Origin of the sequence: Peribacillus aracenensis (assembly GCF_025175645.1) — a bacterium.
Lineage (GTDB): Bacteria > Bacillota > Bacilli > Bacillales > DSM-1321 > Peribacillus > Peribacillus aracenensis.
This window is the reverse complement of sequence record NZ_JANZMJ010000004.1, coordinates 36,516-49,042: the sequence shown is the minus strand read 5'-3', so window position 1 is coordinate 49,042 and position 12,527 is coordinate 36,516. Positions and strand designations below refer to the sequence as shown.

Annotated in this window: 12 protein-coding genes; 2 read left to right on the top strand and 10 right to left on the bottom strand. The window is 38.9% G+C overall.

The genetic code is table 11. From position 1 onward, the window contains the following. Nucleotides 1-87 precede the first annotated feature (87 nt). From N0M92_RS05950 to N0M92_RS05915, 8 genes are all read right to left on the bottom strand, one after another. The gene (locus N0M92_RS05950; protein WP_311202517.1) at nucleotides 88-543 is read right to left on the bottom strand and encodes a hypothetical protein; all 456 of its coding nucleotides are present in this window, start codon (nucleotides 541-543) and stop codon (nucleotides 88-90) included. Nucleotides 544-585: 42 nt separating this feature from the next. Then, the gene (locus tag N0M92_RS05945; RefSeq protein ID WP_260284878.1) at nucleotides 586-1,083 is read right to left on the bottom strand and encodes a (2Fe-2S)-binding protein; all 498 of its coding nucleotides are present in this window, start codon (nucleotides 1,081-1,083) and stop codon (nucleotides 586-588) included. Continuing rightward, entirely contained in the window at nucleotides 1,076-1,918 is an 843-nt protein-coding gene (locus N0M92_RS05940; RefSeq protein ID WP_260284877.1) for an FAD binding domain-containing protein, read from the bottom strand. Before N0M92_RS05940 ends, N0M92_RS05945 begins: the two co-directional genes overlap by 8 nt. Then, the gene (locus tag N0M92_RS05935) at nucleotides 1,918-4,239 is read right to left on the bottom strand and encodes a xanthine dehydrogenase family protein molybdopterin-binding subunit (RefSeq protein WP_260284876.1); all 2,322 of its coding nucleotides are present in this window, start codon (nucleotides 4,237-4,239) and stop codon (nucleotides 1,918-1,920) included. Before N0M92_RS05935 ends, N0M92_RS05940 begins: the two co-directional genes overlap by 1 nt. A gap of 31 nt (nucleotides 4,240-4,270) precedes the next feature. Continuing rightward, nucleotides 4,271-4,873, bottom strand: a complete 603-nt coding sequence (locus N0M92_RS05930) for a nucleotidyltransferase family protein (RefSeq protein ID WP_260284875.1) — start codon at nucleotides 4,871-4,873, stop codon at nucleotides 4,271-4,273. Next, nucleotides 4,870-5,811 (bottom strand): XdhC family protein, encoded by a 942-nt coding sequence (locus tag N0M92_RS05925; protein ID WP_260285054.1) that lies wholly within the window; start codon nucleotides 5,809-5,811, stop codon nucleotides 4,870-4,872. Before N0M92_RS05925 ends, N0M92_RS05930 begins: the two co-directional genes overlap by 4 nt. Before the next feature lie 318 nt (nucleotides 5,812-6,129). Next, entirely contained in the window at nucleotides 6,130-6,576 is a 447-nt protein-coding gene (locus N0M92_RS05920) for a HEAT repeat domain-containing protein (protein ID WP_260284874.1), read from the bottom strand. Nucleotides 6,577-6,899: 323 nt separating this feature from the next. Beyond that, the gene (locus N0M92_RS05915; RefSeq protein WP_260284873.1) at nucleotides 6,900-7,727 is read right to left on the bottom strand and encodes a TrmB family transcriptional regulator; all 828 of its coding nucleotides are present in this window, start codon (nucleotides 7,725-7,727) and stop codon (nucleotides 6,900-6,902) included. 138 nt (nucleotides 7,728-7,865) lie between these two features. Here N0M92_RS05915 and N0M92_RS05910 point away from each other — a divergent pair, with 138 nt between their 5' ends. Continuing rightward, nucleotides 7,866-8,495, top strand: coding sequence for a homoserine/threonine efflux transporter (locus N0M92_RS05910; protein ID WP_192204829.1), 630 nt, complete (start codon nucleotides 7,866-7,868; stop codon nucleotides 8,493-8,495). 500 nt (nucleotides 8,496-8,995) lie between these two features. Here the strand turns inward: N0M92_RS05910 and N0M92_RS05905 are convergent, their stop codons facing one another. Continuing rightward, nucleotides 8,996-10,327: a (Fe-S)-binding protein gene (locus N0M92_RS05905; protein ID WP_260284872.1), complete on the bottom strand. Its 1,332-nt coding sequence runs from the start codon at nucleotides 10,325-10,327 to the stop codon at nucleotides 8,996-8,998. Next, nucleotides 10,324-11,730 (bottom strand): FAD-binding oxidoreductase, encoded by a 1,407-nt coding sequence (locus N0M92_RS05900; protein WP_260284871.1) that lies wholly within the window; start codon nucleotides 11,728-11,730, stop codon nucleotides 10,324-10,326. The genes N0M92_RS05905 and N0M92_RS05900 overlap by 4 nt, the downstream gene beginning before the upstream one ends. 112 nt (nucleotides 11,731-11,842) lie before the next feature. Between N0M92_RS05900 and N0M92_RS05895 the strand changes: the two genes are divergently transcribed. After that, on the top strand, nucleotides 11,843-12,484 hold the full coding sequence (locus N0M92_RS05895) for a hypothetical protein (protein WP_192204832.1): 642 nt from the start codon (nucleotides 11,843-11,845) through the stop codon (nucleotides 12,482-12,484). Nucleotides 12,485-12,527: the final 43 nt, after the last annotated feature.

Sequence of the window (12,527 nt, the reverse complement as noted above, 5' to 3'; positions counted from 1 at the left end):
AAAATATGAAGATGATAATGGGAATGGCTATTAGAAAGGCATTGTTTCTCGAACTTTTAATTGTAGGAATATCTGTTAATGACATTTTTACTCATTTCCTTTTAATGTAGTTAATAATTCTGGTGGTACGTTATAATGCTTCTTTACAATCGTATTGAAAAAATTATAATCTTCAATTGGCAATGCCGGAACAACTTCAGGATAACCAAATATAGGACCGGAAACATTAATTGAGAAATCACCAGACGAAATAAATGTTCCTGTCACATGTATGGCATCATTGATTAATAATATTGCAATGATGATGTCCAATATATCGATAAAAAGATTCCCCACTTGCGAGTGGTCCGTCCCTTCTAAACGATGGCCCCCAAAAAGAGGCCCGCCTAATGAGAGACTAAATCTGCCTGGTCTTACAAAAATGCCAATGATTGTGATTTGTCCAGTTAACAATAGGATGGCTGTTGTAATTTCGAGATTACGCTGAAAGGAGTGAATTACTTTTTTTTCTGAATTAACTACACAGGATTCAATCAATATCACCACTCCCCATGTAGGCATTTTATTCATATAAACGGGCAAACGTCACTGATTTGATTGATTTTTTATATTTAAAAGTTCTATTACTGAATATATGGCTTTTTCAATTTCTTTATATCCGGTACATCGACAAATATTCGAAGAAAGCCATGTTTCAATTTTTTCAGGGCTTGGGTTCCTGTCATTAAGGAGTAAAGCCTGGCAAATCATTATAAATCCTGATGTACAATACCCACATTGAAAAGCAAAATGTTCCACGAATGCTCTCTGAATCGGGGTATTCTTGAGGCCTTCAATTGTAAGGATTTCTGAATCAATGGCTTCAATGGCTAACATTAAACAGGATTTCATTGGCTGTTTATTCATTATAACCGTACAAGCGCCGCAATCTCCATTTAAACATCCAGGTTTAGCTCCTGTAAGTCCAATTTTATCCCGGAGAACATCTAGCAATATATCTGATGCCAATATATCCCTCTCATACCGTTCTTTATTTATTTCTAATTGAATGGTAATTTTTCGATCCGCCGAATGGCTATTCATGTTCCTCACCACCTATATATGACAGAATGTATGAAAGGGTATTTTCTAAAACAAATAATCTATATTCATTGGATCCTTCTATATCGTTTAAAACCTGAGCTGGTAAAAACTCAAAAGAGGTTAAAATTCGATCTTTAAAAGATAAACTCTTATCATTTAGTTTGTTTTCCATTTGAATTGACCGAAAAGGAAATGGACATACCCCACTGAATGCAAATCGAATAAATCCTTCTTTTTTTAATGAGGCAACTGTTAAAAGCGGATATCCCGTTTTCCATTGCTGCCTCTTCTTTACACTAATGTGTTTAGCTTTCAGATATTCTTTTTCTGTTACAATTTGTACGAGAAATTCCCCATCGTCAAGTCGTAGCTCTTTATGGAAAACTTCATTAATAAATTCTTTCCTCGTTCCTTTTGGTCCTGCAATAATGACAGTACTATCTGATAATAAAAATGGAAGAACTGCCTCTCGATAAAAAATTTGACCACATATGTTTCCACCTATAGTGATTTTATTTCTTGATGTATAATCAGCAACTCCTTTTGAAGTATCCGCTAATAGCGGAAATAGCCTATTTTCTTCGATTGCGCGTAAACTCAATGTGGAGCCAATGATCAGTTCCTGGTGTTGAAACCCGAATGCATTGCATTCGGGAATCCCTTTTAAATCAATAATTGCATCGGAGTATATAAAATTTAAACGTCCTAATGTTAAAACTTCAGTCCCCCCACCATAATACATAGGTTTTTTTTCTTGTAATTTTAATAGTTGATAAAGTTCAATCGCCTCTTTTATCGATTGAGGTTTATAATAATCAAAATTATAAGGTAACATTACGCTCTACTCCCTCTTTTCCCCCTCCAAATGAGTTCAGGAAGCAATGGCAACTGATTCAAAGGAATCCCAGCGGCCAAAGATAAACTGTTACCTAAGGCAGCTGGCATACCAAGAAGCCCGTGTTCTCCAAGGCCCCTTGCGCCATATGGGGCATCTAAGTGTGGTGTTTCAACAAATTCACAGATATATTCAGGGTTTTCTCCATATCTTAACGGTCTATAGGTTCTGAGTTGAGGGTTCAATACTCTGCCAAGCTGATCGAAATAGAATGTTTCACGCCCACCAAATGCTATGCCCATGCTCATTGCACCCATTATTTGTCCTTCTGCAGTTTTTTGATTCAGAACCTTTCCTGCATCAATGACAGATATTGCCCTTACTATCTTGTAAGTATATTCATTTATGTCATACTCTACTTCTACCCCTTGTGCGCCAACAGTCCATTCAGGACCTGGTCTGCCTGCACCTGTATCGGGATCTAAATTTGTTATATGTGGGATGGTATATTGCCCTCTACCGATAATTTGTCCTCCAATCGTGCTTCCGTCAGGATATGTATACCCATACACTAGCCGTTTGAAAGGAATTTCTATATTCGGTTCCCCTTTCATAAAAACCCTTTCCTGTCCAAGGACGATGTCTTCAATTGGAGCTCGTAATACACAAGAAGCAAGTTTCTTTATTTGTAAAAGAGCATCTTCCGCAGCTTGAATCGCAGCCCTTCCTGCCATTAATGTTCCACGGCTTGCTACCGTTTTCCAATGTTCTGGTGTATTTTGTGTATTTACCTTCAACTGAACGTTTACACGATCAATGGAGACCTTTAATTTATCTGATACAATCTGTGCTAATATCGTTTTCGTTCCTGTACCGATTTCTACTACTCCTGACATAAGGTTTACACTGCCATCAGGATTAAAGGTTAAAATCACACCAGATCCAGCGTTGGTATCAATCGTTGAAGTTTTCCATATACAAGCGATCCCTTTTGCCCTTATAATCTTGTCGTTTATTTTAACTAACTGGCCCTCTTCCCAATTCATCTTTTTCTTAAGCACCTGTATGCATTCAGGAAGATTACCCACCGTGCTCGAATTCAATTTAACTTGTGTCGGGGTGGAGTGCCCTGGTAGTATCGCATTCATTTCACGGAGTTCAAGTGGATCCATTCCAAGCTTTTTTGAAAGAGAATCCATAGTCCGCTCAAAAGCAAACAGAACTTCTGAATGGGCGAAACCTCGATAAGGCGAGGCATATGGATGATTTGTATACATACAGAGAGAGTCACACCAAATATTTTCTATATTGTAAGGTCCGGTGCAATCCACAGCTCCAGCACGGCTTAGATCTGTAGCTTTGTCGGCATATGCTCCCCCGTCCCATAAATACGTCAGCTCTGCGACCTTTAGCAAACCAGATTTTGTACAACCTAATTTAATGGTAGCATCTAATCCAATATGACAAGGTGATGTCAAAATATCCTCTTCACGACTATTTTCAACTTTTACAAGCCTGCCATTAACGGCCTTTGAGGCGATATAAGCTAATAGTTCAAGTTGGACCGAGGCTTTACCACCGAATGCCCCTCCAACAAGTGGAGTGTTTACAATGACATTTCCAATTTCAACATCAAAGTAATCACTTATCAAACGCTTGATCATGAAGGGAGCTTGAGAAGAAGAAGTGATAATGATCTTATCATTTGAGTGAATTTCTGCTAAAGAACATCTTGTTTCCATGGCTGCATGGTCGGAGGGGGAAAAAGAAAACTTTTCCTCAATAATGATTTCGCTCTCTTGCCACCCTGTTTTTCTGTCGCCTTTTCTGATTTTGGTTCGATTTGCTATATTTGTGCCTGGCTCGGGAAATACCGCGGATATTTTTTTATAAGTATCTAAATCTGGGTGGAGTAGAGGGGAATTGGGATTTAAGGCTTCCGTTGGCGAATTGACAACGGCTAAAGGTTCATAGATAACTTGAATATTGACAGCAGCAATCTCTGCTTGTTTCATTGTATCAGCAACAACAAGTGCTACTACTTCTCCATGATAGCGGACTTTATCTAGAGCTATGGGGTACCGATCCCTGATTTCTTCTCCCGTTAGTGGTAAATCCCCACCTGTTATGATTGCACGAACACCTGGAACTTTTTCAGCTTTAGTTAGATTAATATGTTTAATAAGGGCATGTGCATAAGGACTAATTACCTTTTTAACATGGAGAGTTCTTACTTCTTCTCGGTCTCCTGTGTAAATCGCCTGCCCTGTCACCTTTTCCCAAGCATCTTTTCGAATTACCCCTTTTCCGATAATATCCATATAGTCTCCTCATTTTCATTATTATTCTTATTTAATTGTTATCAATTTTGTTTTTCCAAAAAAGATATTCTTCCATATTATCAATATCAACAAACCATTTTTTTACATAAAAAGGAACAAGTATCCCCTGTTCTCTCTTCGCCATTAGAATCTGTTTTGCGCCTCGGTCTCCTTGTAAAAGATGAATGTCGGAAAAGAGATCTTTGTCAATAAGTATGGGAGGTCGTATACAACCATGAAAACTAGAGGCAACAAAGGAGTAATTAGGGTTTCGTTTGTATATTTCGATGAGTTTGTTTATCATATTTGTTGTTATAAAGGGCTGATCAGCAAGTAAAATTACTACGGCGTCCGAATGTATGTTGTTTGCTGATCGTATACCTGTTTGGAGTGAATGGGATTGACCTGCTTCAGGTTCTTTAATTTCGGCCGTAATTATCTTTTTAGAACTAAAACCTGATAAATCCAGGTGGTTTAAATGATTCGAAACAATGATAATATCGTTAAGTTCAGATAGAACCGCTTTTTCTAATCCCCATCTTCCCATTTCTTTATTTCCTAATGGCAATGCTAATTTATTTATACCCATTCGATTACTATTTCCAGCGGCCAGGTATACCCCAGTTATTTTCATTCGGGATGTCCCTTCATTCTTTCATGCTGAATTAATTCGGCTATAATGCTAACTGCAATCTCGAAAGGGCCCTTAGCTCCAATTGATAAACCGATAGGTGAGTGTATATTATTAGGGATTTTCGTGTCAAATAAATTGGCTGTACGTTTTTTGGAACCTAAAATGCCTATATAGGATAATGGCTGATTCATTATTAGTGAAAGTATTTCTTTATCTCTCTGAAAGTTATGAGTCATGATGATAACATAATCATCTTTTTTAAAAGATAATTGTTCCATAATTTCAGATGGGAATCCTATAATATGGCTAACTGCGTCGGGTATATTATTTTCGTTACAAAGCTCGGACCTCCAATCGCAAACAGTAACTAAAAACCCTATTGAGGTAGCCATAGTGACAACTGGATATACATCACATCCAGCTCCAAAAATGATTAAACGCGGTTTAGGTATAATCTTTTGCCTATAAATAAAGCTAACATCATTTTCTTTGGGTTCATTAGTATACTCATCCTCTAACCGGAAAGAGTACCCCAATAAGTTCCAATCATCATCTAACTCAATTTGATGGACGATTACCTTAGCTTCTTTTATGGAAGCCAAGACATATGAAAGATTTTCTTTTAATCTATGGTCCACATACTCCAGTAATATATAGAGAGTCCCGTTACAACCTGTTCCAATTCCCCATTCTAGATCTTCATCACGTTCCATGTGATATACAAAGGTCTCTGTATTTTTCCTTTCAAACACTCTGCAAGAATGAAGAATAAGATCTTCCTCGATACACCCAACACTAATAACGCCTGAAGATGTACCATCTTTTTTGATAAGCATGGAGGTACCTTCGCGCAAGTATGCTGAACCTTCCACATGAATGATGGTAGCCAATACACACTCCATGGATGTCGATTGAATTTCTTCAAGGATCGTATACATTTGATTCACTTGTCTTCCCCCTGGTCTTCTATGTGTTCATTCATTCTATTAATATCATTATGTTGATTTCTAAAAAAAATGTGTTTATATAGAAATAGAATTATTCTAGTGCGGGCTGAGCACATGGGAAATGTGGATTTTCCTGGAATTGTGATTTAAAGGCTCTCGGTCATTTAATCCTTGTATGCAAGAGAGTGTCCCATTCGATGGTTTAAAAAAGGGGATGGATATACATGTATTCCTATTTTATTGGTAAACAAAAAGGAGCAAAAATTTTGCTCCTGCATCCAATCTTATTTGTTTTCCTTTTGAATGAGTTTATCTTTTCGATAACGCAGACCAAGTATTTTCTAACCACTTATCAAAATCTGCCCCTTTTTCACCTTCATAGGTATCATATATATCCATTCTCATTTTCTGAAGTTTATCTTTGAATTCAGTATATGAGTGATTTTCTGGTAAACTCTTCTTGATCCTTACTAAGATTTTGGTTAATCCTTTAACCAATTCTCCCTTTTTCCTTGGTGGCAATTGGACATCTTCGCCTAATCTTTTCAGTTGACGGTATGCAGCCTCTTGAACTTTAAATACAGAATCACTATTCATGATATGTGTGAGAATGTCGATCACTTGTTTATTTTTTGACTGTCCTAATTCTTCGATCGCATCCAAACGTTCTCTCCAATTAGATTTGCGATTGGCAGATTTTTTTAATTCCTCATAGTTGGCAGGTAACTCGATACCTTTTGTTTCTTTATTATCCAAATGAATCATTTCTCCTTCTGTCTTTATGTAATCCGGATATCAAGATGTCAATCCGATACTATAATAGTCCCGTTACCAAGAATGGTTTATTCCATTCTTCATTATACCCGTTTCCCTATTTTAATATAGTTATATTTCTTAATCATCTGCTGTATCTTCAATCAGTCGGGTGCCGTGGGCGATGCATCTAAAAACTTACCTGCACCTATGCTCAAAAAGTGACTTCAAAGGGCATATATCCTGCCTGGATGTATGCCCCTATTGTTGACAATAATGTTCGCGTTCTTGTTATGCTGTAAAAAACAGGAATTGATAGCACAAATCTAGTCCACGTAATGTTTTTTATAATCTGGATGGATAGAAAATTTTTTACGTAAATTGGCGAGGTTTACACCAAAGCTTTCTTCTAAAAGTTCCCTATGTTTCTCCATGATTTCCATGAGATACAAATCATGAATCATGACTTCTGTAATGGGCATGACTAAACCTACATGCATGGTCCATGCTGCACGGCTATCTTTACCAAGCGAGACAATACCTGCTACCACTTCTGAATCATCTCCACTAATAACAAGCCATCGCCCACCATACTCTTCTGTAATTTCATGACCCATATAATGAAGGTAAACATTAGCAAAATCACAGACGATTTCACCATAGGCAATAATTGTGACATTGACTCCTTTATTTGCAGCCTGTCTTAGTTCAGACTCTAATACTTCGAATTCGTCTTCCCAAATCTCTAAGAGTATTCTTTTATTAGCAGATAATATACAAGCTTTTACCTTATCGAGTATTTCATTACGCCCCATGATATTCCAGATGTTTTCACGATCATTTGCAGAACGTTCAAACTCCGCTAATGATTTTTCTGCCAGTTCAAAGTTTTCTTCCGCTTTCATGCGGCGGTTTTTTATTAGCTCTCTTGCAGGAACGGGAGTATACTGTGGGGTGTTTCCAGGACTAACCAGAATATCCCCTCTTATTGCGAGACTGTCCAGTATTTCATATATTCTTGAACGTGGTACACCGGAGTTTTTTGCAACTGCATAGCCTGTTAGTGGCGATTCTTCCAATAAGGCAAGATATGCTTTCGCTTCATATTCGGTAAAATTTAGATTTTTTAATGTGTCTAATATGTTTTCTTTCATAAACCCTCCACACAACCGTAGTTGCTACCTTTGTAACTAATATTTTAGCAAAATCTGTTGACGATTTCCATTTTCATCTAATATACTTACATAAGTAGTTACTTTAGTAACCCCTATTGAAGGGAAGGGAGAAATAGTATGGATAGCTTACTTACATACATATCAATAGTTGCAATGATGGTTATTATTCCTGGAGCAGATACAATGCTCTTAGTGAAAAACACGCTTAGCTATGGTCCAAAAGCCGGACGTTATACCGTTCTCGGAATGGCAACGGGACTTTCATTTTGGACGCTTATTGCTATTCTTGGACTATCTGTTGTCATTGCAAAGTCCGTGATTCTGTTCAGTACAATCAAATATTTGGGAGCCGCCTACTTAATTTATTTAGGGATAAAAAGCTTCTTTGCTAAAAGCGCTTTTTCATTAAAAGAAATTCAGGCACAAGCAAATACACCTACGAAGTATTCAAGCCGGCATAATAAAGATTCCTTTATGCAAGCATTACTTAATAATATTCTTAATCCAAAGACCGTTTTAGTTTATATAACAATCATGCCTCAATTTATCAATTTGAACGGAAATGTAAACCAGCAATTGATTATATTAGCGTTCATCTTAACCTTTCTTGCTGTATTGTGGTTTCTTTTTCTTGTTTTTCTAATTGATTACGCAAAAAAATGGATGAACAACTCTAAATTCCAGAAAGCATTCCAAAAATCAACTGGCTTAATTTTAATTGGTTTTGGCATAAAAACAGGAATTTAAGTTCATTTACTAACACATCTAATTTGATGATCCGTTCAGAAAATTGAACGGGTTTTTTCATATGTATTTACATGCAATTAACATACTGTGTCCTAACCTGTACAGTATGTTGCATATACTCAATCTTTCATCCGTACATAGGGCACTGATTATTACATTAAGCTCCCCAACATAGTCATTAATTAATTGAAAAATAAAGGCTGTTTTCGCTTGTTTTGTTGCTATTTACCAAGTAATGCGGTGTGGTTGATTTCCCCTCCAGATGCTCGCTTTCCGCGGGGCGGGCGGTGAGCCTCCTCGGCGTAAACGCCTGTGGGGTCTCACCTGTCCCGCTGCTCCCGCAGGAGTCTCGCACTTCCGCCCCAATCAACCTTAAATCGTTTCGTTTTAAAAACAACAATCTTTACGAAAAGAGCCAAAATAAAAAACCCGTCAGTATCTTCACATATGTGCGAAAATGCTGACGAGTATTGTCTTATGAAGTTTTAATATCCTCTTTATCAATCCAAGCCGCAGGCCTTGGCAAGTATTTCAACAAGGTGCATACTTTTGATTTGGTTTGCTGCCCCCTCCCTTTGAATGCCAATGCTCATTTGCATTTGGCAGCCAGGGTTAACGGTCACTACTGTAGTGGCTTTTGTATCTTTTAGGTTCTTCATTTTATCATCTAGAATTTTCATTGATTCATCAAAGTGAAGAAGATTGTAAATGCCTCCAGATGCACAGCAACGGTCAAACCCTTCCATTTCCACATAGGAAACTCCAGGTATGGATTGCAATAGTAAACGAGGTTCCTTTTGGACCTTTTGAACATTGCGTAAATGACATGAATCTTGATAGGAAACGATGCCTTGCCATTCTTCAGTAAAGGGGAGTGGCCCCAATTGATGAAGAATTTGACTGATGTCTTTTGATTTTTCCGAGAAAGCCCTTGCCGCCCCAGCCCATTCGTGATCATCTGCCAATAAATGTCCATATTCAAGAAGCGAAGCGCCGCAGCCTCCTGCGTTATTTACAATTACATCAGCATCTGATTGCATGAAGGCTTGGATATTCCTCTTTGCCAATGCTTTCGCTTGGTTTGTTTCACCTTGATGGGAATGCAGTGCCCCGCAGCAATTCTGATTTTCAGGGAGAATGACCTCACAACCTGCTAAGGTGAGCAGCTCAATGGTGAGACGGTTTATTCGTGACATCATGGAATCCATGATACACCCAGCAAAAAATGCCACTTTTAATTTCGTTTCCCCTTTTGCCGGCATTTTGGTACCTGTCCGAATTCGTTTGGAGGACGACTCGATGGCTGGAATTGCTTGTTCTAAATGTGCAAGGGCTGGGGAAACCTTTTGCAGTACATTCGATGAACGGATAAGCTTGGATAACCCTGTTTTTTGATAGAACTGTACTGCACTACCAATCCTGTTCATCCGATTTGGATATGGAAAAAGATGAACCAAAGCCAGTTTTTTAATCTTGTTCATTTTGTTTTTTTTGTTGGCTGACGGGGAGTTTTCAATGGCTTCTTTTGCCGCTTCCAGTATATGTCCGTATGGCACACCGACAGGACATGCCGTTTCACAAGCACGGCAGCCTAAACATAGATCAATCGGTTCAGCTAAATCTTTTTGGAAATCTATTTTCCCTTCGGCTGCCATTTTCACTAGATTGATTCGACCGCGTGGAGAGGCGGATTCCACTCCCATTGATTCATATGTAGGACAAGCTGGTAAACAGTAACCGCATTTTACGCATTGGTTTGTCCAATCATAGGCATCTGAATATAAATGATGGGCTACTGCATTTGTCACGTTCGGTTTGAGGGATGGACTCATGTAACCAACACGACCCTCGTCTGGCCTTTATCAGGAAAAATCTTTCCTGGATTCAGGATATTATTGGGGTCCCATGCTTCTTTAATTTTTTTCATCATATTCACCCCTGTTATTCCTAATTCCATTTCCATATAAGGTGACTTTAAAGTACCGATACCATGTTCCCCGGAAAGTGTCCCACCTAGTTCGATTGCGGCTTCAAAAATTTCACTGACTGCAAGCTCCACTTTTTTCATTTCCGTAATATTTCGTTTATCGGTAATGATGTTCGGATGTAAATTGCCATCCCCTGCATGGCCGAATACAACCAAGTTCAACCCGTATTTCTCCCGGATATTGTTTAATCTCTCCATCATTGCGGGTATTTGACTGCGTGGAACGGTCGCGTCTTCAGAAATTTTTGTAGGACCCATTTGTGTAATGGCCGGGGAAACAGATTTACGCGCACTCCAAATAGTTTGGCGTTCTTCCTCTGTCTCCGCTATCTTGACGTAGGAAGCACCCTCCGCCTTGCAAATATCGGCGCATTTTTTGATTTCTTCCTCGATCGCCAATGGGTGACCATCTATTTCTATGATCAGAATGGCTTCTGCCTGTAGAGGCAATCCTGAAGGCCGATAGCTTTCGACAGCACGGATACACGCGTTATCCATCAGTTCCAGGGCAGATGGTAGAATCCCTGACGATAAAATGCTGGTAATGGCATGGCCAGAGTCTATCAAATGATTGAAGTGGGCGACAAATGTTTGTTTAGATTGAGGTTTTGGTATTAAGCGGATGGTTGCCTCAGTAACGATGCCAAGGGTACCTTCCGATCCTACGATCAATCGGGTCAAATCATACCCTGTTACATTTTTTACGGTCTTTCCGCCCGTACGAATGATTTCTCCCGTAGGGGTAACCACCTCCAGGCCTATCACATATTCTTTTGTCGTTCCGTATTTCAATCCCTTTGGGCCACTGGAATTTTCTAATAGATTCCCGCCTATAGTTGCAACGTTGGAACTGCTTGGATCCGGGGGATAGAACAAGCCGGCTTCTTCAGCCTTTTTATGGATATTTGCCGTAATCACACCTGGAGAAACAATGGCAAGCATATTTTCCCGATCAATGATCAATTTATCCCGTAAAAGGGTCATATCAAGAACCATTCCTCCTTTAACAGGTAATGGGCCTCCACTTAACGAAGTTCCAGATCCCCTTGGGTAAACAGGTATTCTGTGAGTATTGGCCAATTTAATCACTTCACTGATTTCCTCCGCATTTTTTGGCTGTATAACGATTTCAGGTAAATATTCCCCAAAAGAAGCGTCATAGCTATAACAATACCTTTCTGCCAAATCAAGGAACATTCTGTCATTTGGAATTACCTGCCTAAGGTCGTCCAGGGCCTCTTTCTCCATGCTTCTCACTTCCTTTCATAATAGTAAATTGGAAAAGCACCATCTGCATGTTATATAATGGAATTTTATGATTCTGCTAGATATAATGATGAAAGAAAAAGGAGGTTTTTTTGTGAAAATCGCACTGATTCACGCAACCACAACTGCACTACAACCAATTGAAGTGGCCTTTCAGACTGTTGCTCCAAACATTGAACTCCTTCATTTCATGGACACAGGTCTTCTCGCCTTGATGGAAAAGAGCGGCAAGTTGACTCCGGAAATCATCCGCCGCTTTTCTGCATTAGTGAATATAGCCCATGATTCTGATGTTTCATGCATCCAACTTACTTGCTCTGCTTTTAATGACATCACTTCAATCTTGCAACCTCTATACCCTGTTAAGTTATTTCGTTCAGATGAGGCCATGCTTGATGAAGCACTTCGCTATGCTAGCATCGGCCTGGTTTCAACCGTAAAAGAAACGCCGATCGCCCTTCAAAATTACTTATTAAATAAGAATCCTGACTGTATGATCGAATCATTGGTGGATCCCGGGATCATCCATTTATTATCACAAGGAAAAAGAAAGGAACATGACGATCGGGTTAAAAAGATGGTGGAGCAATTGGACGGAAAGACAGAAGTGATTTTGCTTTCACAATATAGTATGGAACATATCGCAAAGCAGGTTAATCCCTCTGTCCCTGTCCTAACGGCTCCACTATTGGCTGCCAAAAGGTGTTTGGCTCATTTGAATGGAACGTTTGGATGAGTTTTCTTCGTAAAATCAGAACTTAGCCACGATGTTCGGTTGT